Below are 21885 nucleotides of genomic sequence, written 5' to 3'. Positions count from 1 at the left end.
GAGACTCGAACCCTCGCATCTCGTCATCTTTCGGCAAGGTTGGTCGATGCAAAAGGTCTCGTGGCTGGGTTTTTCCGCATCATACTGTTTCGGTTTTATGCATATATGCATGTATGTATATTGTATACTGCATATTAAAATAACAAAGTTAAAGGTTGCATAGAGCGTTAAAATTGACGCCCTGTTGAACGTTTAGACGCTGTAATATATCAGTGAAATACATCATTTTAATACCTGATTCAGCTGCAATGAAGCCAGAATCAAGGGTTTAAACATTTTGGATTGATGTGTTGGGTAGTGTCAAAGAGGAAATTTGCCGCAGTCAAAGGTCGATTCGCCATGAGTCCGTATGGTGACACACATAACTGCATAAATACAGGCCTGAGCATATTATGCTACTAATCAGCGAAGCAATCGCTGGATAGCAATCGGGGAGGAACCGAAATGTCAGGAACATTAAGCAAAGCTATCAAAGGCGCGCTCGCAGGTTGTTGCGCCCTCGCGATGTTAGTGACGGTGGGGGCCTGCGGCACCACCGACGAGAGTGACAAGTCCGCCACCCAGACCAAAGGCGTCGACCTGAGTTCCGTCAAGAAGGATCCCAAGATCGCCGCGATGCTGCCCGAATCGGTGACCAAGGACGGCAAGTTCACCGTCGGCACCTCGCCCGACTTCGCGCCGGCCGAGTTCCTCGACACCGACGGCAAGACCCCGATTGGCTACGACATGGACTTCGCCAAGGCCCTCGCCCAGATCTTCGGCCTCAAGTTCGAGCCCGTCGCCTCGGTGTTCGACTCGATCATGCCCGCCATCGGCAGCAAGTACGACGTCGGTATCTCCGGCTTCACCGTCGACCCCAGCCGCAAGGACGCCGGCGAGTTCGTCTCCTTCCTCAAGGAAGGCGCCTCCTACACCGTCCAGAAGGGCAACCCCAAGCACGTCAAGATCGATGACCTTTGTGGCGACACCGTCGCCGTGCAAACCGGAGTCTCCGAGGAGCAGACCGTCAAGACCGCCAACCAGCAGTGCGTGGCCCAAGGCAAGAAGCCGATCGACATCCAGTCGATGAAGCAGCAGACCAGCGTCACCACCGCCGTGGCCACGGGCAAGGCCGACGCCTTCTGCGCCGACACCCCCGTCGCCGGATACGCCGTCAAGCAGAACAGCGACACCCTGCAGCTGCTGGGCAAGAGCTTCGACGAGACCACCGAGGCCGTGGTGGTGCCCAAGGGCGACATGCAGACCGCCAACGCCGTCAAGGCCGCCATGCAGAAGCTCATGGACGACGGAACGTATATGAAGATCCTCAAGAACTGGGGCAACCAGACCTGCGCCATGTCGCAGGCGAGGATCGAGACCTTCGACGAGAGCAAGCAGCAATAAGGCTCGCGTCGAAAACCGAAGAAAACCAACGTAAGGATTTGTGATGTATGACGGGCAGTGATGACATCGTCGCCGCCCGTCTTTCAAGTTGTTCAGCACGACAGCCGTTGTAATGATCGCTTTCGCACATGAATAGAGATGCACAGAGATAATCAAAGGGGATTGTTGTGACCCCTTGGAAAGGTGACGTCTGATGGCACGTGGGAAAAAGCCGGAAGGACCTGACATACCAAACGCGATCAAGGCACGGCCGGTGCGCCGCCCCGGATCGCTGGTCGCGGGGGTGATCGTGGCGCTCCTGGCCGTCATGCTCATCAACGGAATGGCGACCAACAAGAACTTCCAATGGAACCTGGTATGGAAATACCTGTTCAATGAGCATGTGCTCAACGGCATCGGCTGGACGCTTATCCTGACGGTGACCTCGATGCTCATCGCCATCATCCTGGCGGTGCTGCTGGCGGTGATGCGAAAGTCCGTCAACCCGGTGCTCCGCGGCGTCAGCTGGTTCTGGATCTGGTTCTTCCGCGGCACGCCTATCTACACGCAGTTGGTCTTCTGGGGCCTCTTCGCGGTGCTGATCCCGCACTTCTCGCTGGGCATCCCGTTCACCGGCATCAACTTCTGGCAGATGGACACCGCCCAGCTCAACAAGGTCATCGCACCCGGATTCCTGGCCGCCATGACCGGCCTGGCCCTCAACGAATCCGCCTACCTGGCCGAGATCGTGCGCGCCGGGCTCGAGGCCGTCGACCCCGGGCAGAGCGAGGCCGCGCAGGCGCTGGGCATGTCGCGTTCGATGATCATGCGCCGCGTGATCCTGCCGCAGGCCATGCGCATCATCGTCCCGCCCACCGGCAACGAGGTCATCAGCATGCTGAAGACCACCTCCCTGGTCTCCGCCGTGCCGTTCTCGCTTGAATTGCAGTTCGCCACTGACGCGATCGCCAATCGCATCTACAAGCCGATCCCGCTGCTCATCGTGGCCTGCATCTGGTACCTGGTGGTCACCTCCATCCTCATGGTCGGCCAGGCCTGGCTCGAACGTTACTTCGGCAAGGGCTTCGACGGCCGTGGCAATGTGCCCGACAAGGACGATGAGGACAAGCCCGCCGACAAGAAGGCGGCGCCGAAGGTCTCGAAGAGCGAAAGCAAGACCTCCGCGTTCCTCGGATTGAACTCATAAGGCGAAGGCGTGATCGATATGAACGAACAAACCATGAACAATGAAACCGGCGAGGTCGCTGAGGTTAGCGAGGTCGCCGAGACCATCGAGACCACGACGGGCGTCGAGGCCGCAAAGGCCGTCGTGCCGGCGGTCAAGGCCACCGAGGTGCACAAGGTCTACGGCAACCTGCACGTGCTCAAGGGCATCAACCTCACCGTCATGCCCGGCACCGTCACCGTGATCCTGGGGCCTTCCGGCTCCGGCAAATCCACCTTCCTGCGGCTGGTCAACCAGCTCGAGACGCTCACCGGCGGCAGCATCGAGGTCGACGGCGTGCTCAATGGCTACAAACATGTCAACGCCGGGGGCAAGGATGTGCTCCAGACGCTCAACGACAAGGAGATCGCCCGCCAGCGCGCCAAGCTCGGCATGGTCTTCCAGCGTTTCAACCTCTTCCCGCACCGCACCGTCATCGAGAACGTGATGGAGGCGCCCGTCCACGTCGCCAAGGAGCCCAAGGACCAGGCTCGCGCGGAGGCCATGAAGGAGCTGGAACGCGTCGGTCTGGCCGACCGCGCCGACTACTACCCGATGCAGCTCTCCGGCGGGCAGCAGCAGCGTGTGGCCATCGCCCGCGCCCTGGCCATGCACCCCGACATCATGCTCTTCGACGAGCCAACCTCCGCGCTCGACCCCGAACTGGTCGGCGAGGTGCTCGGCGTCATGCGCTCGCTGGCCGCCGCCGGCATGACCATGATCGTGGTGACCCACGAGATCGGATTCGCGCGCGAGGTCGCCGACCAGATCGTCTTCATGGACGACGGCGTCGTCGTCGAGAAAGGCGGTCCGGAGATCATCGACGACCCCAAGGAAGAACGGTTCCAGAACTTCCTCAGCCACGTACTGTAGTTGAAGGTTAGGCAGCGCGTCAGATGGGGATATACGTTGCTCGAGACACTCAAGGACCGTTCGGCCAAGCTTACGCTCGAGCAACGTATATCCCCATCTGACGCTTGTGCTGGTGTTTGGGGTGGAGCGGATTCATTAACACTGATGTGGTTGGCATCTGACTCTTTGAGACACTCTGGCTAAGCCGTTAAGCGAAAAGCCCAGTGGGCTTTTCGTAGGCTTAGTGAGCGCGATGTATCGAGCGCGAAGGCAAAATCGTAGATTTTGCTCGGCCAAGCTTACGCCAGAACAACACATATTCCCGCGCTCTGCTTGTGCTGGTGTTTGGGGTGGAGCGGATTCATTAACACTGATGTGCGCACGATTCTGACTCGCTCGGGACACTCTGGCTGAGCCGTTAAGAACGGAGCCCTGTGGGCTCCGTTTAGGCGAAGTGAGCGCGATGTATCGAGCGCGAAGGCAAAATCGAAAGATTTTGCTCGGCCAAGCTTACGCTCGAACAACATACATCCCCATCTGACGCTTGTGCTGGTGTTTGGGGTGGAGCGGATTCATTAACACTGATGTGCGTATGATTCTGACTCGCTCTGTCGTGGAAGAATTTATCGAGGGCTGGGTTTCTTGTCTGCGTTGGGTGAATCTTTCGGTGGGGGTATGGGCTTTCTAGGGCGGGTCACGTAGACTGAAGCGTTATGTGTGGAATTGTTGGATTCGCAGGTAATCAAACCGCTTGTGGCAAACCGTTGGAAGTCTGCATGCAAGGCCTTAAACGCTTGGAATATCGCGGATATGACTCCGCCGGCGTGGCGCTTGCGGCCCCGGGGATGCAAAAGGTGGCGGTACGCAAGAAGGCCGGGCGGCTCGCCAATCTGGCCGCCGAGATCAAACGCAGCCCGCTGCCCGACGCGACCGTGGGCATCGGCCACACCCGTTGGGCCACCAACGGCGAGCCGAACGACGTCAACGCGCACCCTCACACCAGCGCGGACGGCCACATCGCCATCATCCATAACGGCATCATCGAGAACGCCGGAAGGCTGAAACTCGACCTGCAGGCCGAAGGCTATACATTCGTCTCCGCCACTGACACCGAAGTGGCGGCCAAGCTCCTGGGCAAGACCGCCAACACCATCATCGAGGAGACCGGCAAGCCCGACCTCTTCGAGGCCCTGCGCCGCGTGGCCCGCATGCTCTCGGGAGCCTTCACCATCCTCGCGGTCGACTCGCGCCAGCCCGATATCGTCGTCGGCGCACGCCACGACTCGCCGCTGGTCGTCGGCCTCGGCGACGGCGAGAACTTCCTCGGCTCCGACGTGGCCGCGTTCGTTGCCTACACCAAGGAAGCCATGGAGCTCGGCCAGGACCAGGCCGTCTGCATCAGCGGCTCCGAGGTCACCGTCACTGATTTCGAGGGCAACGTGATCACCGACAACCGCCGCTTCACCGTCGACTGGGACGCCAGCGCCGCCGAGAAGGGCGGCTGGGACTCCTTCATGGACAAGGAGATCCACGAGGAGCCGATGGCCGTGCGCAACACGTTGTTCGGCCGCTTCAACGACGCCGGCGACATCACCCTGGACGAGGTGCGCATCGACCCCGAGGTCTTCCGCGGTGTCGACAAGATCGTCGTCGTCGCCTGTGGCAGCGCCAGCTACGCCGGCATGGTGGCCAAATACGCCATCGAGCACTGGGCGCGCATCCCCGTCGAGGTCGAGCTCGCCCACGAGTTCCGTTACCGCGACCCCATCCTGACGCCCAAGACGCTTGTCGTGGCGATCTCGCAGTCCGGCGAGACCATGGACACGCTCATGGCCGTGCGCCACGCCCGCGCCCAAGGCTCCAAGGTGCTCGCCATCTGCAACACGCAAGGCTCCACCATCCCGCGCGAGTCCGACGCCGTGCTCTACACGCACGCCGGCCCCGAGGTGGCCGTCGCCTCCACCAAGGCGTTCGTCGCCCAGATCATCGCCGCCTACCTGCTCGGGCTTTACCTCGCGCAGGTCAAGAACACGCTCTACAGTGACGAGATCCACCAGATCGTCGACCAGCTCAAGGTGATGCCCGAGAAGATCCAGTGGGTGCTCGACAACCAGGCCGACACCATCCAAGCCGCCGCCAAGCGTCTCGTGGACGCGCGCTCCTTCCTCTTCCTCGGCCGCTACGTGGGCTATCCGGTGGCGATGGAGGGCGCCCTGAAACTCAAGGAAATCGCCTACACGTTCACCGAAGGGTTCGCCGCCGGCGAGCTCAAGCACGGCCCGATCGCGCTGGTCGAGGAAGGCGAGCCCGTCGTGGTCATCGTCCCCTCGGCGCGCGGACGCAACGTGCTGCACGACAAGGTGATCTCCGGCATCGAAGAGGTCAAGGCACGCGGCGCGTTCACCGTCGCCGTGGCCGAAGTGGGTGACCCCGACGCCGAGAAATACGCCGACGTCGTCTTCTGGAGGCCGGCGTGCCCGACGTTGCTGAGCCCACTCGTCGACGTGATCTCGCTGCAGCTCTTCGCGCTCGATGTTGCCAAGCTCAAGGGCTATGACGTCGACAAGCCAAGGAATTTGGCGAAATCCGTCACAGTAGAATGATGCTGAAGGTTAGGCATCGTGGATTGGAGGGATATGCCATGTTCAAGACACTCAAGGACCGTTCGGCCAAGCCTACGCTTGAACATGGCATATCCCTCCAATCCACTCGTGCTGGTGTTTGGGGTGGAGCGGATATTTTGACACTGATGTATGTGGATTTCTGACTCCTTAACCAACAACGCATAAAAACAATGCTTGGACTCATTTATCGCTTATGTTATTTGCGCTATAAATTCGTATACGTTTTGTTTGGGAGTACGTTTAAGTCGACAAGGCTGAATAAAGGGGAACGGGATGAGACGGCATCGTTGGGTAGTAGATGAGCCGGACATCCCGTTTTCGCTTGATGTCGTGTATGAGGACGAAGCCATCATCGTGGTGGACAAGCCGCATTTTCTGGCCACCACGCCACGGGGAATGTGGTATCGACAGACGGCGCTCATCAGGCTGCGGGAACGTTTTGGCGAGCCGCAGATCACGCCGGCCCATCGGCTCGATCGGCTGACGGCCGGGCTGGTGCTTTTCGTACGAGACCCCGCGCTGCGCGGAGCCTATCAGATGATGTTCCAGGAGCGTCGGGTCGAGAAAACCTACGAGTGCCTCGCGCCGGTGAAACCGATGGCCACACCGAAAACCGGGACCATCGAACGGCTCGATCCACCTTCCGTCTTTCCGCTGAGGCGGCGCTCGCATATCGTCAAGGACCGCGGGCGTTTGCAGGCCTACGAGGTGCCTGGCGAGGTCAACGCCGAGACGGTCATCGAGCTGGGGGAGACCGATGGGGATATCGTCTCCCGTGGCTACCGGCGGTATGTGCTGCACCCGAAAACCGGCAAGACGCACCAGTTGCGGGTGCATATGAACTCGCTGGGTTTGCCCATCAAAGGTGACGACCTCTATCCGCGCATCATCGAGCCTAATTATGCGGATTTCTTGCGGCCGTTGCAGCTTGTGGCCCGCTCTATGAGCTTCACCGACCCTGTCACCGGTGATCTCAGGCGCTTCACTTCGCGGGTACCTCTGGGCTAGGTCGTCGTCGCCGTCGTCGCCGTCATCGTTGGCATTGCTGGAATTATCGCTGGAATTGCCGCCGTCGGTAATGAAAAATGACACCACAGACCGGCAAAATATGCCATACACACCAGATACCGGCTGATTGTTACCATGGCAGCGTAGCTAGCGGAAGCAGACGAGGAGCAACGATGGTCTTTGAGAAGAACGGGTACCGGTGGCCGCAGCCGCTGAAGGGGAATCAGCCACAAATCTGGTACGGCGGCGACTACAACCCCGACCAATGGCCCGAATCCGTGTGGGACGAGGACGTGCGCCTGATGCTCAAGGCCAAGGTCAATCTGGTGTCCGTCGGCATCTTCTCGTGGGCCAAGATCGAGCCGCGTGAGGGGGAGTACGACTTCTGCTGGCTCGACCGCGTCATCGACAAGTTGGGCCGCGCGGGCATTGCCGTCGACCTCGCCTCCGCCACGGCCTCGCCGCCGATGTGGCTGACGCAGGCCCATCCCGAAGTGCTCTGGCGTGATGAGAAAGGCGACGTGTGCTGGCCGGGAGCCCGACAGCACTGGCGCCCCACGAGTCCCGTCTTCCGTGAATACGCTTTGAAACTTTGCCGCGCGATGGCGCAGCATTATAAGGACAATCCCTACGTGGTGGCATGGCATGTCAGCAACGAGTATGGTTGCCACAATCGTTTCGATTACTCCGATGACGCGATGCGTGCCTTCCAGGATTGGTGCCAAAAGCGTTACGGCACCATCGAGGCGGTCAACGAGGCGTGGGGCACGGCCTTCTGGGCGCAGGCCATGACCGATTTCTCGCAGATTCTGCCGCCGCGCTATATCGGCGACGGCAACTTCATGAACCCCGGCAAATTGCTGGATTACCAGCGTTTCAGCTCCGACGCGCTCAAGGATTTCTTTGTCGCCGAACGTGACGAGCTCTCCCGCATCACCCCAAGCAAGCCCCTGACCACGAATTTCATGGTCAGCTCGGTGGGCGTGACGGCCGATTACGACGATTGGGCGAGTGAGGTCGATTTCGTCTCGAACGACCATTACTTCATGCCCGGTGAGGCCCATGTGGACGAGATGGCCTATTCGTCCTCCCTGGTGGACGGCATCGCGCGCAAACGGCCGTGGTTCCTCATGGAGAACTCCACCTCGGCGGTCAATTGGCGGTCGATCAACTACCGCAAGGAGCCGGGCCAGACCATCCGCGACGCCATGGTGCACCTGGCGATGGGCGCCGACGCCATCTGCTTCTTCCAATGGCGGCAATCGCGTGCGGGCGCCGAGAAATTCCACAGCGCCATGCTGCCCCACGCCGGCGAGCACAGCCAGGTCTTCCGTGATGTCTGCGAGCTCGGCGATGACCTGCAACAGCTTGGCGACGCGGGCCTGCTGGGCACGCGGTTGGCCAAATCGCGTGTGGCGGTGGTCTTCGACTACGAGAGCGAATGGGCCACCGAGCACACGGCCACGCCCACGCAGAACGTCCGCCATTTCACCGAACCGCTGGACTGGTTCCGCGCGCTGGCTGATTGCGGCATCACCGCCGACATGGTGACGCTGCGCTCGGATTGGGACACTTATGAGCTCGCCGTGCTGCCCAGCGTCTATCTGCTCGACCGTGCGAACGCCCAGCGGGTGCGCGACTATGTGGCGGGTGGCGGCAAGCTGATCGTCACCTACTACACCGGCATCTCCGACGAGCGGGACCACATCTGGCTCGGCGGCTATCCGGGGGCCATCCGCGACGTGGTGGGGGTGCGCAGCGAGGAGTTCGTGCCCATGGGCGACGACGCCGGCGCGCTGCATCATCTGGACCTGAGCAACGGCACGGTCGCCCACGACATCGCCGACCACATCACGCAGATCGACGACACGGCCACGGTGCTCGCCACCTACAAGGCTGGGGAATACACCGGCATGGACGGTGTGCCCGCGCTGACCGTCAACCGTTTCGGCAAGGGGCTCGCCGGCTACGTTGGCTGCAGGCTCGGCAGATTGGGCATCGCCGCGAGTCTGCCCGCTTTGTTCGAGGCACTGGGATTCGAGCTTGATCAGACGGATGGTTCCGACGATGTGTTGCGTGTCGTGCGTGTCGGTGGCGTTGATGATGTCGATGATTCGGCGAGCCATGGTGGGCAGCCGAGCGTGCGGTTCATCTTCTATTTCAACCGCAGCCGCGATATCGTCACCGTCGAACTGGAAGGCGAGCCTTTGGTCGTCTCGCACGCCACCGTCGACGCCGAACACGCAAAAGGGAGCATCGAGCCCAACGGCGTCATCGTCGTCAAAGGCTAGGAGGTCGTTGCCGGAGAAGCAGGGCGTTTGCTATGGGTCGCGGCTTTGCCTGTTTTTGCGGTGACATCAATGGCCGGATACCGTTTCGTTGTGCCTGCAATGTAATCGCGACACCATGCTATACGCTTCCAACTATGACGTAGGCTCGGCAGGATAGACTGGGGTTCCATCCGCGGAGGCGTTCTCGCGTCTCCACAGCGACTTGCGCAACAGGTAACTGGTCACAAGCGATAAGCGACGAACAATAGACAACACGAACGGCAAAGGACACACATGGCACGCACGCATCTGGGGCCGAGGCTCATTGCCTTGCTCTCCGCGTTCGCCATGCTGTTCGCCGTGGCGGGATGTGGCTCCGCCCGCGACAACCGCACCGTGGTGACCGTCTGGTCGTGGGAGCCCAGCATGCGCGCCGTGGCCCGCGATTTTGAAAAAGCAAATCCCGACATCCGCGTCGACATCACCTCCACCAGCGGCTACGACAACCTCAACTCGGCCATCCAGGACGGCTACAACATGCCCGACGTGGTGCAACTCGAGTACTTCGCCCTGCAGCAGTACGCCATCAGCGGCCAGCTGCGCGACATCACCGACCGCACGCAGGGCTACGGCGGCATGTTCACCCCCGGCACGTGGTCGAGCGTGCAGCTCAACAACCGGGTCTACGGCGTGCCGATGGACTCCGGGCCCATGGCCTTCTTCTATAACCAGGACGTCTTCGCCCAGGCCGGCGTCGATCCCACGGCGATCCACACGTGGAACGATTATTACGAGGCGGCCAAGAAACTCAAAGCAATCGGTGTTTACATCGCCGCGGACGGTGGCGACGCCAGCTTCTACAACGCCATGATCTGGCTGGCGGGTGGCAGGCCCTTCCACACCTCGGGCGACGGCAAGACCGTCACCGTCAACCTCAAGGACGACGCGGGCACCACCGAATTCACGAAGTTCTGGCAGAAGATGATCGACGAGGGCCTGGTCGACACGCAGCTGACCACATGGTCGGACGGCTGGAAGAACGCCGTCGCCGCCGGAACCGTGGCCTCCGTGTTCTCCGGCGCGTGGATGCCGTCGATGCTGCTGGCCGACGTGCCCGGCGGCGCGGGGCTCTGGCGGGTCGGGCGCATGCCCACCGTCGACGGGTCCGTGGTCGATTCGGAGAACGGCGGGTCGGCGCTCGCCGTGCTGCACCTGAGCCGCAAACCCGACGCCGCGATGCGCTTCATCGACTATGTGTGCAAGGATCGCTCCGGCATCCAGAAGAGGATCGACGGCGGCGCGTTCCCGGCCGATACCGCCAGCCTCAACTCCCGCGCCTTCCTCTCCAAGACCACGATTCGCGACGCCAGGGGCATCGATGTGCCCTATTTCGGCGGCCAGGAATTTAACCGCGTGCTGGCGGGGGCGGCCGAAAACGTCTCGGTGGGCTACCAATACCTGCCCTTCGAGGTATATTCGCGAGGCGATTTCCGCAACACCGTGGGGCAGTCCTATAGCTGGACGACGCAGAAACGTTCGATCGAGCGCACCAAGGAGCGCATCAGGGAGGGGCAGACCAACTGGGACGGCAGCCCGCTGGTGGTGCCCGACGACCCGGGCCCCAAGATCAGCCTTGCCAAGGGCATCGGGCTCTGGCAGAAGGATCTCAAGGAGTACGGCATTAACCAGGGCTTCACGATTCAATGATGGTGGTGCGGAGGTTGTGGCGCTAGTAGTGTTGACTACGGTGGTCGCCCAATCTTGGTTTAATTCGCGGGTTTTGCGCCTCTGCTGCTATACGCTTCTATATTCTTGTGTTTCCGAGATTCTCAGGTTTCCCGATATTCCTAAATGTTCTTGCGGTAGATGATCGCCATGCCCTTGAAGATCAGGTCGGGGTCGTAGACGTCGATGCAATCCGTGTCGTCCTTGAACACCGAGGAGAGACCACCGGTGGCGACCACCTTGAAGTCCTCGTCGATCTCGCGGTGGAATTGGGCGATGGTCTTCTCGATGCCGCCGAGGAAGTTGTAATAGAGGCCGGCCTGCATCGCCGTTTTGGTGCCTTTGGCGAGGATCGAGGCAGGACGCGTGATCTCCACCTCTGGCAGCTGCGCGGTGCCACTCACCAGCGACCCGGCGGAGGTCTGCAAGCCGGGGCTGATGAGCCCGGCGGTGATCGCCTTGCGCTCGTCGACGTAGTTGAAGGTCGTGGCGGTGCCGAAATCGGCCACCAATACCGGCCCGCCATAGAGCGTGAAGGCGCCCACGCAATCGGCCAGGCAGTCGGCGCCCAGCGATTTCGGGTCGTCCATCCGGATGCTCAGGCCGGACTTCACGCCCGGGCCGACGATCATCGGGTCGATATCAAGGAATTTGACGATGCTGGAACGGAAGGAATGCATCACCTGCGGCACCACCGAGGCGATGATCACGTCGTCGACATCCTCGGGTTTGAGGCCTTTGAGCCCGAGGAACTGCAGCATCATGATGCCGTATTCGTCGGAGGTGTGGCCCGCGTTGGTCGTGATGCGGTAGGTGCCGAGGATGCGGTTGCCGTCGAGGAAACCGATGACGATGTTGGTGTTGCCGATGTCGACCGCGACGAGCATGGGGGTTCCTTTCGCCAGGGAGACGTTTGGCTTGTGGATGTGCCGCCTCCGCTATTCGATTACGATTCTAGTGCGTGCCGCTGCCTTGGCAAGGATTGGTGGTGATGGTGCCGCCGCCTCGCCGTCGCTTAGAAGTTACCGTCGATGGTCTAGACTTGGTTCATGCAGACGACCCGAATGGGCGGCTAGCGGTGCGTGGCCATATGGACGCGCGCGATATGCAACACAATCAAAGAGGAACACATGCCAACCAATCCAGGTGCGCACGGCGAAGACGGCGCAACCAACAATAAGACCAGCATGACATCAAACCAGGCTTCCGGCCCGGCGGCCAGCCAGCCGACCGATGCGAAACCAACCGACACGAAACCAAGCGACGTGAAACCAGCCGACGCCAAACCAAGCGCCGCGGCCAGCACCGACGAGACGCTCAACGCTCACGTCAAAGGCGGCAGCGGAAGCGTCGCTGGCGGCGCGGGGAAGAAGAACGGCGGCAAGAGGCATTGGATCTGGCTGCTCGTCGCGGCCGTCGTCGTGGTGGCGCTGGTCTTCGTTTTCGTCGTGGTCCGCAAGCCCAAAAGCCAGGAGGCGCAAGGCCGGCAGGCCGATACGGTGACCATCGGGCTCAAGCTGGCGCCCACGAACCTCGACATCCGCAACCAGTCCGGCTCGGCGCTCGACCAGGTGCTGGTCGGCAACGTCTACGAGGGGATCGTGACCCGTGACTCCAATAACAAGGTCATCCCGTCAATCGCCAAAAGCTGGGAGAAAAGCGCGGACGGCATGTCGTACACCTTCCACCTCAACCAAGGCATGGTCTTCTCCAACGGCGACAAGCTTGACGCCCACGACGTGGCATGGTCCATCGAGGAGCTGGTCAAGCGCGGCTACCACGACGCTGAATCCATGCAGAACTTCAAATCGGCCACCGCGCTCGACGCCAACACCGTACGCATCGACCTGACCGCGCCCTACGCCAACCTGCTCTGGACGCTCACCGGCAGGCCCGGCCTCGTCTTCGACCAGAAGGCGCAATACGACCCCAAGACCCAGGCCGTGGGCAGCGGCCCATACACCATCGCGAAATTCACGCCGAACGACTCCATCACCCTCAAGGCGAACCCGAAGTATCAGGGTGCCAACAAGGCCAAGACGAAGACCGTCGTTCTGCGGTATTTCGGCGACGACAACGCCGCCGTCAACGCGCTGAAATCCGGGGATGTGCAGGTCTTGGCCCCGGTCACCGAGAACCTCGCCGAGCCGTTCGAGAAGGACAGCGAGCATTTCACCGTCTCGGCCGGTGACGACACCGACAAGTACGTGCTCGCCATGAACTCCAAGGGCGACAAGACCGGCGACAAACGCGTGCGCGAGGCCATCCGCTACGGCATCAACCACAAGGAGCTCATCGCCTCCCGTGGCGGCGCCGACAAGCCGATGGGCGGGCCGATTTCCTCCCTCGACCCGGGTTATCAGGATCTCACCGGCCTGTACCCTTACAACCAGGCCAAAGCCAAGGCCTTGATGAAGGAGGCCGGCTACACGCCTGACCACCCGCTCGAGCTGCGTCTGACCTACGCCAACACCTACGGCACCGAGCTCGGCGACCAACTGCGCAGCCAGCTTAAGGCCATCGGCATCGATCTGAAGGTCAACGTCGTCGAGTTCTCCACATGGTTGCAGGACGTCTACAACAACAAGGACTACGACCTTTCCCTGGTCGACCACAACGAGAGCCACGACTTCTCGCAGTGGGTCAACACGATGTACTACTACAACTACGACAACGCCCAGGTGCGCGACTTCTACAACAAGGCTATGGCCGCCTCGACCGACAAGGAGCGCGACGGCTACCTCGCCCAGGCGGCCAAGCAGGTCAGCAGGGACGCGCCGGCCGACTGGCTCTTCAACTACCGCATCACCACGGCGATGCGCAAGGGCGTCAAGGGCTTCCCGCTCAACCTCAACCAGACGCTGCTGCCGCTCTACGGCGTCACGTATACGCAGGTGGGCAAGTAGCCGACGAGGACGCAGTGCGTCGGTAAGCAGAAAAATGAGGTTTGTTTTCTGCTTATAGACGTGGGAGTGATTTCGGGCGCGTCGGTAGGCAGGAAATCCTAGCCGAAAATCTGCTTATCGACGCAAGCCCACATGATCAAACGAGAATGAGGCACAAGGATATGCGATTCGTCATTCAGCGCTTCCTGCTGTTCGTGGCTGCGCTGCTCGCCATTTCGGTGGTGATTTTCGCGGCGCTGCGCGTGCTGCCGGGCGATGTGGCCACCGTGATGGCCGGGCTGAACTCGCCTCCGGGCAGGGTGGCGCGGCTGCGGGCGCAGATGGGGCTCGACAAGCCGTTCGTCGCGCAATACGGTGACTGGATGGGAGGCTTGCTGCACGGTGATTTCGGCAAGTCGCTGCTCACCGGCCGCTCGATCACCTCGACCGTGGCCATGCGCGCCTCCATCACCTTCCCGCTGATCGCGCTGGGGCTGGTGGTGGCGCTGGTGGTCGGCCTTTCGCTGGGAGTGGCGGCCACGCTGGCCACGCGACCGGCCGCGCGCTCCTGCTTCCATTTCTTCGGTATCGTCGGCGGCTCCATCCCGGCGCTCTGGGGCGGCTTGCTGCTGATCCTGCTGTTCTCAAAAGGCACCGGGCTGATCGGCATCTTCCCCTCCCAAGGGTTTCCGGAAGGTGGATGGCATGACTTCGGAGGGGCGTTGGCCTCTCTGGTGTTGCCCGCGCTCACCGTCGGCATCATCGACGGCGCGAGCCTCATGCGCTATACACGCTCGGCGTTGGGCGACCTGCTCTCCAGCGGTTATCTCGACCAGGCGATGGCCTGCGGCTATACGCGACGCCAGGCGGTGCTCAAGGTCGGCCTGCGGCTCGCGATGCCACAGCTAGTGAGCGTGGTCGGTCTCATGTTCGCTGGCATGGTCACCGGCGTCATGGTCATCGAGAATCTTTTCGCGTTGCCTGGCATCGGCTCCGGGCTGGTCACCGACCTCGGCAACCGCGATCTCATCGCCGTGCAGAGCGAGCTGTTCATGCTCGCCGCGTTCTTCCTCGCCGTTGGATTCGTGGTCGACGTGTTGCACCGGCTGCTCGACCCGAGGCTTAAAAGCTCGCTGGAAGGAGGCCGCTGATGGCTGATGCAAAGTCTAGGAACAGGCGGATTTCCGGGCGTGGCGACGCTTCATTAGCCAAGAAAATCGCCGTCGTGCTGCGCTCGCTGTGGGCGCGTGGCGAGGGCAAGTTCGCGCTGGTGGTGCTCGCGCTGTGGCTTGTGGTCTCACTGGTGTCGCTGGTTTGGACGCCGCAATCGCTCTGGACCACGGATGGCTATCATGTCTGGGCCAAACCATCGGCCGCGCACTGGCTTGGCACCGACGGCACCGGCTCCGATGTGTTCAGCTGGCTGATGGCCGGCGCACGCACGAACCTGCTCATCGCCGTGCTGGCGGTGGCTCTCGCCGGTGTGCTCGGCATGGCGTTGACGGCCGCGATGGTCTCGCGTTCGGCCGCGGTCTCCGGCGTCGCCGTGGTGGTGGTCGACGCGCTGATATCCATCCCGACGGTGCTTATCGCCCTGATTCTCGCGGTGCCCATGGGCGCTTCCGTGGCGGTCATCGTCATTGCCTGCGGTATCGGTTACGGGCTCAATCTGGCGCGTATAGCACGTCCTCAGGCGTTGCTGGCCGCGGGTTCCGACTACGTGGATTCCGCGCTGGCCAATGGAGCGTCGTGGTTCTCGGTGCTCATGCACCACATCATGCCCAACACGATGCCGACCATGACCGTCCAACTCTCGCTTTCGGCGGGCACGGCCGTGTTGGCCGAAAGCGGCCTGACCTACCTCGGCGTCGGCGTGCCCAGCGGCGTGCCGAGCTGGGGCCATTCGCTGGCCACATCCGTCAAGTTCATCGACGTCTACCCGCTCACCGTGCTGTGGCCGGGACTCATCGTCACCGTGGTCGTGGTGGCGTTGAACGTCTTCGGCGACGCGCTGCGCGACGCGGTCGACCCCGTGGCCAATCCGGCGTTGAGGGAGGTGGCGTGATGGCTGTGGACGTCTCGAATCTTTCGGTTGAGATCGGCAGCAAGCCGATTGTGCGCGATGTGAATCTGAGCATCGCCGACGGGGAGCGCGTGGGGCTGGTGGGCTCCTCGGGTTCCGGCAAGTCCATGATCTCCAAGGCGCTGCTGGGGCTGTTGCCACGCCAGGCCAAGGTGTCGGGTTCGGCCACGCTCGGGGGAGTGGAGGTCGTCGGGGCCGATGATGCTGTGGTGGCCGGGCTTCGCGGGCGGTACGTCGGCACGGTCTTCCAGAATCCCGGCTCCTCGCTCAACCCGGTGTTGAGCGTCGCCAAACAGGTCGAGCTTCCGCTGAAGCTGCATTATGATCTGGACGCCGACGAGCGCCACGAGCGCGTGATGGCGATGCTGCGCAAGGTCGGGCTGGACGAGTCGCTGGCTGGCCGATATCCGCACGAGCTCTCCGGTGGCCAGCAGCAGCGTGTCGGCATCGCCACGGCGCTCATCACCTCGCCGCGCCTCATCATCGCCGACGAGCCGACCACGGCCCTCGACTCCATCACCCAACGGCGCATCGTCGACCTGCTGGTCTCCCTGGTCGACACCTCAGGCGCATCGATGCTCTTCATCACCCATGATTTCTCGGTGCTCGCCCGCGCCACCACCCGCTGCTATGTGCTTGACGAAGGGCGCATCGTGGATTCGGGAGCGACCTCCGAGCTGCTCGCCGCGCCCAGTGTCCCTCAATCCAAGAAGCTGGTCGAGGCAGCCAGAAAGCTGACGTTGAATGGTGAGTTATCGGCGGGTGAGACCTTATGATGGCCGGTTTTGAGGGTGTTGATGATTTGGGCGCATACCCAAAGTGGGGCATTCAAAAACGGAACGTTGGAATTCGTATGGTTTCTTTTGGAAACCGTCGGTTTGGGTGTGCGAGAAACGAGGAAATCGATGGCTAAGGGGCAGAAATTACTCGTCGGCAGCGGCATCTGCCGCACATTCGGGCGTGGTAAGACGCGGCAGGAGGCGTTGCGCGACGTCGACGTCGAGATCAGGCAGGGCGAATGTCTGGCGATTATCGGCGGCTCCGGCTCGGGTAAATCGACGTTGGCGCGCATCCTGCTCGGACTCGACAAGCCTACTTCGGGCACGGTGGCCTATCGCGGGGAAGCGGTGGATGGCGCACGCGCCGAAGGATACCGGCTGCTTCGTCGCGAATCAGGGCTTGTCTTCCAGAATCCCTTCGCCTCGTTGGACCCGCGCTGGACGGTCGGGCGCTCGGTGGGCGAACCATTGCGCATCCAGCATCGTGAGTTGGGGCGTGATGAGATGGAACGCAAGGTCGAGGATGCTTTGTGGTTGGTTGGCCTTGAGCCAGGCGAGTTCATGGGTCGTTACCCGGCGGATTTGTCGGGCGGGCAGGCCCAGCGTGTGGCCATCGCCCGCGCCGTGGTCGCCGATCCGAGCCTCATCGTGGCCGACGAGCCGATGAGCGCCATTGACGTGGCTGCCAGGCTGCAGATTCTGGACGCTTTCGCCACGATTCGCCAGACGCGGCCAGACACCGCCATCGTCATGATCTCGCACGATCTTGGCGTGGTGCAGCATATCGCCGAGCGTATTGTCGTGCTACACAATGGTGTGGTGGTCGAAGAGGGTTCAGCTGATGAGGTTTTGAGCCGTCCCAAGTCGGATTACACCAAGGAACTGGTGGCCGCCGCATCGCTGTAGATGCTGTTGTCGGCGTCGATATAAATATTGTTGTCAGCGTTGTTGTGTACTTGCCTTGGGTTCGGGCCCAAATCACTTTGAGCCCTTTATATTATCCGCTGTCGTTCCTCTGGCAACGCTCCTTCTAATCGACCACGTTGAAACACTCGCCATTGTAGAAGGCGAGGATGGAGCGCGCCACCTGACGCGACATGTCGGCGTAGGCGTCGTCGGCGCGCCAGGCCACGTGCGGGGTGAGGATGGCGTTCGAAATCGAGCGAAGTGGATCGTCCGTCGGCAACGGCTCCTTGTCGAAAACGTCAAGTGCGGCCTTGACGTCGCCGCGCTTGAGGCGGTTGACCAGCGCCCCAGATTCGATGAGTTCTGCGCGTGCGGTGTTGATGAAGAGGCTCCCTGGCTTGAGATGCTCCAGGTCGGAGGCGGTGATGAGCCTTGCGGTCTCGGCGTTCAGGGGCAGGTGGAGGCTGACGACGTCGGAGTGGTCCATGAGCTCGGCGATGGAGTCGACGGGTGTGGAGCCCAGCGAGCGGGCGGTGGCGGCGTTGACGTGCGAGTTCCAGACCAGCGTGTGCATGCCGAACCCGTCGGCGATGCGGGCCACGCTCTGGCCGATGCCGCCGAAGCCGATGATGCCCAGCGTCTTGTCTTTGAGGGCGAATCCCTCACGTCCGGCCCAGCCGCCGGCGCGGATGTCCCGATCCATGGCACCCACGCTGCGCGCGAGCTCGAGAATCAGGGCGAAGGTGTATTCGGCCACCGTCTCGTCGCCATAATGCACGGTGTTGCACACCCGGATGCCGAGCTCCCGCGTGCGCTTGAGGTCGATGAAATTGGTGACGCCGGTGCCGCCGAAGACGAAGCAGCGCACGTGGTCGGCGAGCTGGTCGAGCAGGCTGCCGTTGACGTGGAAACCGATGACCATCACGGTGTCGGCCTCGCGGCAGCGCTCGATGATGGCGTCGTCGCTGATGTTGAAATCCCGGTAGAGCCGCACCCGCGCCACGTCGTGCAACAGCTTGAGGCTGGAGGCGAGCGGCTGGTACATCGCCTCGAACATCGTGGGGACCACCACCAGTGGCAGGTCGGTACGTTCCGATTGGGTTTCGATATAGTCCATGCCTCCAACAGTAATTCCCGCTCTGGCCGATGAAGGTGGAATCCGCGTCCGCGCGGGCGAATCGGCTATGTATTCTTGGCTTATTACGATGTGAACATAGAGCGGGCGATACTCCGATACCACAACGAGGCGGCCGCAAAACGCGTGGTTGCGCTGGCTCGGATAGGGTATCGCAACGTCGCAAGGCATAACGCCAAGGTGGACAAGCGAGGTCAGGAACATGGTCGAACAGCAACGGAAGGCGATTCCCGACGAGATACGGACCAACGGGGCGACGCCGAACCCATGGTGGGCCAACGCGGTGGTCTACCAGGTCTATCCGCGCAGTTTCCAAGACAGCAACGACGACGGTTTCGGCGACATTCCGGGCATCATCTCGCGGCTCGACTATATCGCAGGCCTCGGCGTGGATGTGCTGTGGCTCAGCCCGGTCTACGTCTCACCGCAGGTCGACAACGGCTACGACATCGCCGATTACCAGAACATCGACCCTCGGTTCGGCACGATGGACGACATGGACGAGCTGCTGCGGCAGGCGCACCAACGCGGGCTCAAGGTCGTCATGGACCTCGTCGTCAATCACACCTCCGACGAGCACGCATGGTTCCAAGCCAGCCGCGACAAGAACGACGAGCATGCAGACTGGTATTGGTGGCGGCCCGCGCGCAAGGGCCACGAGCCCGGCGCTCCCGGCGCGGAGCCGAACAAGTGGGGTTCCTATTTCGGCGGATCGGCCTGGACCTACGACCTCAAGCGCGGAGAATACTATCTCCACCAATATTCGTCCAAACAGCCGGACCTCAACTGGGAGAATCCCGCCGTGCGCAAGGCCATCTACGCGATGATGAATTGGTGGATGGACCGCGGTGTCGACGGCTTCCGCATGGACGTGATCGTCGAGATATCCAAGCGCGTCGATTCCCATGGCCACCTGCCGGGCGAGCAGGGAGGCCACATTCCCGATTTGCCGGCCAGCCATGGCTATTCCACGCCGTTCCTCGCCTGCACGGATGGGCCGAGGCTCGACGAGTTCCTGCGCGAGATGCGCCATGAGGTCTTCGACGGCCGCGACGGCTATCTCACCGTCGGCGAGGCGCCCGGGCTGCGTGTGAAGCGCGACGGGGTCATCACCGATCCGGCCAACGGCGAGCTCGACATGATGTTCCTCTTCACCCACGTGCTCTTCGACGGCAAGAACTATGACACATGGAATCCCATCCCGTTCAGGATGAGCGCGCTGCGCAAGATTCTGGCGAAGGAGCAGAAGGTGGTGCGCGAGGCCGGTTGGGCGAGCCTCTATTTCGAGAACCACGACCAGCCCAGGGTCATTTCGCGTTGGGGCGACGACAGCGAGGCCATGCGCGTCAGGTGCGCCAAGGCGTTCGCGTTGCTGCTGCACATGCACCGCGGCACGCCGTATATCTTCCAGGGTGAGGAGCTGGGCATGACCAACGCCCACTTCACGCGGCTCGACCAATACCGTGATATCCAGAGCCTCAACGCCTACCGCGACCACGTCGAAGGCGATTATGGGATGTCGCCGGACGAGATGCTCGATTTGCTGGCCAAACGCAGCCGCGACAACGCGCGAACCCCGATGCAGTGGGACGATTCGAGATACGCCGGGTTCATGTCGCCGGACGCGGATGCGGAACCTTGGCTCGCGGTCAATCCCAACCACGACGCGATCAACGCGAAGGCCGAGATGGCCGACCTCGATTCCGTTTATAGCTTCTACAAGCGGCTGATAGAGCTGCGGCACAAGAACATGGTCGTCGCGGCCGGCGATTGGGAGTTGATCGACAGGCATGACGAGAACGTCTATGCGTTCGTCAGGTCTCTGGGCGACGAGCGGTTGCTGGTCGTGGTGAATTGCTCGTCGGAGGAGGCCGCGATTCCCAGGCAATCGGCGAAATTGATCTCGGAGAGCGGGGAGCTGGATGATGGTCGGCTCGTGATCTCCACGACCGGCGCGTTCCCGAGCGAGGGTCGGCTTGGGCCTTGGGAAGGCTTCGTATACAAGGTCTGAGCGGCATCAGACTTCGCAAGAAGAAAACTTTGTTAGGGGGGGTTGAGTCTTATGTCGCTATCTGATATGCTATAACGTATAGCAGTTGCTAAGAGGCGTAGTGATGCAAGGAGGGCTGTCATGACGATGGTGCAGATGAACGTGCGCGTCGACGCTGAGGTGAAAGCCGATGTCGACAAGATTCTTGAACGACTGGGCAAGACGCCCAGCTCGGTGGTGCGCGATTTGTGGGATTTCATCAAAGACCACGGGGAAACACCGGATTTGAACACCGCGTTGCAGAACGAGGACCTGGAATTACAGAAGCAACAGGAGCTCGGACGGATTCATAGCATGAGCGGCATCGTGCCGAAGATGCTGGAGAATGCGGGGCTTATCGGGCGCGGAGACGATCCGTTCGCGGGGAAGTCTGCCGAGGAGCTTCACGATTATGCGGATGAGCAGCGTTATCTCGAGTATCTTGGGGAAAGCGAGCCGCGGTGGTGAACAATATGTCGAAAAACATTGTCTTTGACACCAATATTCTCCTTGACATGGTGATGCATCGTTCCGTACGTGAGTCAAAAGCGTTGAGGCTCATGAGCCAGTGCGCCGATAGGCGGCTGAACCCCATGTGCGTGTCGTTGTCTTTGAAAGACGTGGATTATATCGTCAAGGTCAACATCAAGCGTGATTTCAAAGACGCTGCCGAAGGTGTGGAGCGGGAGACGGTGCGGCAACTGGTCTCACGAATCGGCTGGACCAGTGTCGAGTCCATCCTGAAGGTCTGCGAAGTGGCTGCCGTGGACGGGAGGGTCTGCGAGGATGCGCTCACCTTGCGTTCGGTCCATCCTGATTACGAGGACGACCTTATCGTCGCCGCGTCGCGGCAGGTCGACGCCGACATGGTGGTGACCGGCGACAAAGACATGATCAGGCATTTTCCGGATTTGTGCGTGAGCGTGGAGGACGCGCTCGCACGAGTGGAAAAGATGGACGGGCAATGATGGATCCTATATTGACGCTGTTTGCGGCCGCTTC

The 21885-nt window shown here is 61.5% G+C and carries 17 protein-coding genes; 15 read left to right on the top strand and 2 right to left on the bottom strand.

What is annotated here, in order from left to right:
* Positions 1 to 504: 504 nt before the first annotated feature.
* From OZY47_RS05745 to OZY47_RS05715, 7 genes are all read left to right on the top strand, one after another.
* Positions 505 to 1383, top strand: coding sequence for an ABC transporter substrate-binding protein (locus tag OZY47_RS05745; protein WP_277177396.1), 879 nt, complete (start codon positions 505 to 507; stop codon positions 1381 to 1383).
* 193 nt (positions 1384 to 1576) lie between these two features.
* Positions 1577 to 2569, top strand: a complete 993-nt coding sequence (locus OZY47_RS05740; RefSeq protein ID WP_348519384.1) for an amino acid ABC transporter permease — start codon at positions 1577 to 1579, stop codon at positions 2567 to 2569.
* 18 nt (positions 2570 to 2587) lie between these two features.
* A complete protein-coding gene (locus OZY47_RS05735; protein ID WP_277177395.1) occupies positions 2588 to 3460 on the top strand; it encodes an amino acid ABC transporter ATP-binding protein in 873 nt (290 codons plus the stop codon).
* Positions 3461 to 4152: 692 nt separating this feature from the next.
* A complete protein-coding gene (gene glmS, locus OZY47_RS05730) occupies positions 4153 to 6042 on the top strand; it encodes a glutamine--fructose-6-phosphate transaminase (isomerizing) (protein ID WP_277177394.1) in 1890 nt (629 codons plus the stop codon).
* Between the two features lie 294 nt (positions 6043 to 6336).
* A complete protein-coding gene (locus tag OZY47_RS05725) occupies positions 6337 to 7071 on the top strand; it encodes a pseudouridine synthase (protein ID WP_277177393.1) in 735 nt (244 codons plus the stop codon).
* A gap of 173 nt (positions 7072 to 7244) precedes the next feature.
* Positions 7245 to 9362 carry a beta-galactosidase gene (locus OZY47_RS05720; protein ID WP_277177392.1) on the top strand — a complete coding sequence of 706 codons (2118 nt, stop codon included), beginning with the start codon at positions 7245 to 7247 and terminating at the stop codon, positions 9360 to 9362.
* Between the two features lie 273 nt (positions 9363 to 9635).
* Complete coding sequence (locus tag OZY47_RS05715) at positions 9636 to 11048, top strand: sugar ABC transporter substrate-binding protein (RefSeq protein ID WP_277177391.1); 1413 nt, start codon at positions 9636 to 9638, stop codon at positions 11046 to 11048.
* A gap of 140 nt (positions 11049 to 11188) precedes the next feature.
* Here the strand turns inward: OZY47_RS05715 and OZY47_RS05710 are convergent, their stop codons facing one another.
* The gene (locus tag OZY47_RS05710) at positions 11189 to 11953 is read right to left on the bottom strand and encodes a type III pantothenate kinase (RefSeq protein WP_277177390.1); all 765 of its coding nucleotides are present in this window, start codon (positions 11951 to 11953) and stop codon (positions 11189 to 11191) included.
* A 243-nt stretch (positions 11954 to 12196) separates the two neighbouring features.
* Here OZY47_RS05710 and OZY47_RS05705 point away from each other — a divergent pair, with 243 nt between their 5' ends.
* The 5 genes from OZY47_RS05705 (at position 12197) to OZY47_RS05685 (ending at position 17719) form a co-directional block, all read left to right on the top strand.
* Positions 12197 to 13972, top strand: coding sequence for an ABC transporter substrate-binding protein (locus OZY47_RS05705; protein ID WP_277177389.1), 1776 nt, complete (start codon positions 12197 to 12199; stop codon positions 13970 to 13972).
* A gap of 161 nt (positions 13973 to 14133) precedes the next feature.
* The gene (locus tag OZY47_RS05700; RefSeq protein WP_277177388.1) at positions 14134 to 15102 is read left to right on the top strand and encodes an ABC transporter permease; all 969 of its coding nucleotides are present in this window, start codon (positions 14134 to 14136) and stop codon (positions 15100 to 15102) included.
* Positions 15102 to 16016, top strand: a complete 915-nt coding sequence (locus tag OZY47_RS05695; RefSeq protein ID WP_277177387.1) for an ABC transporter permease — start codon at positions 15102 to 15104, stop codon at positions 16014 to 16016. Before OZY47_RS05700 ends, OZY47_RS05695 begins: the two co-directional genes overlap by 1 nt.
* Positions 16016 to 16810: an ABC transporter ATP-binding protein gene (locus tag OZY47_RS05690; RefSeq protein WP_277177386.1), complete on the top strand. Its 795-nt coding sequence runs from the start codon at positions 16016 to 16018 to the stop codon at positions 16808 to 16810. Before OZY47_RS05695 ends, OZY47_RS05690 begins: the two co-directional genes overlap by 1 nt.
* Before the next feature lie 129 nt (positions 16811 to 16939).
* A complete protein-coding gene (locus OZY47_RS05685) occupies positions 16940 to 17719 on the top strand; it encodes a dipeptide/oligopeptide/nickel ABC transporter ATP-binding protein (protein ID WP_277177385.1) in 780 nt (259 codons plus the stop codon).
* Positions 17720 to 17843: 124 nt separating this feature from the next.
* Here the strand turns inward: OZY47_RS05685 and OZY47_RS05680 are convergent, their stop codons facing one another.
* Complete coding sequence (locus OZY47_RS05680; protein WP_277177384.1) at positions 17844 to 18836, bottom strand: NAD(P)-dependent oxidoreductase; 993 nt, start codon at positions 18834 to 18836, stop codon at positions 17844 to 17846.
* Between the two features lie 220 nt (positions 18837 to 19056).
* Between OZY47_RS05680 and OZY47_RS05675 the strand changes: the two genes are divergently transcribed.
* The 3 genes from OZY47_RS05675 to OZY47_RS05665 all read left to right on the top strand — a co-directional run bounded on the left by OZY47_RS05675 (position 19057) and on the right by OZY47_RS05665 (position 21851).
* The gene (locus OZY47_RS05675) at positions 19057 to 20865 is read left to right on the top strand and encodes an alpha-glucosidase (RefSeq protein WP_277177383.1); all 1809 of its coding nucleotides are present in this window, start codon (positions 19057 to 19059) and stop codon (positions 20863 to 20865) included.
* 120 nt (positions 20866 to 20985) lie between these two features.
* The gene (locus OZY47_RS05670; RefSeq protein WP_277177382.1) at positions 20986 to 21351 is read left to right on the top strand and encodes a type II toxin-antitoxin system RelB/DinJ family antitoxin; all 366 of its coding nucleotides are present in this window, start codon (positions 20986 to 20988) and stop codon (positions 21349 to 21351) included.
* A gap of 5 nt (positions 21352 to 21356) precedes the next feature.
* Entirely contained in the window at positions 21357 to 21851 is a 495-nt protein-coding gene (locus tag OZY47_RS05665) for a PIN domain-containing protein (protein ID WP_277177381.1), read from the top strand.
* Positions 21852 to 21885: the final 34 nt, after the last annotated feature.

This window comes from Bifidobacterium sp. ESL0790, from assembly GCF_029395435.1.
Taxonomy (GTDB): Bacteria; Actinomycetota; Actinomycetes; order Actinomycetales; family Bifidobacteriaceae; genus Bifidobacterium.
The sequence above is the reverse complement of the archived record's forward strand: the minus strand, read 5'-3'. Positions and strand labels throughout refer to the sequence as shown.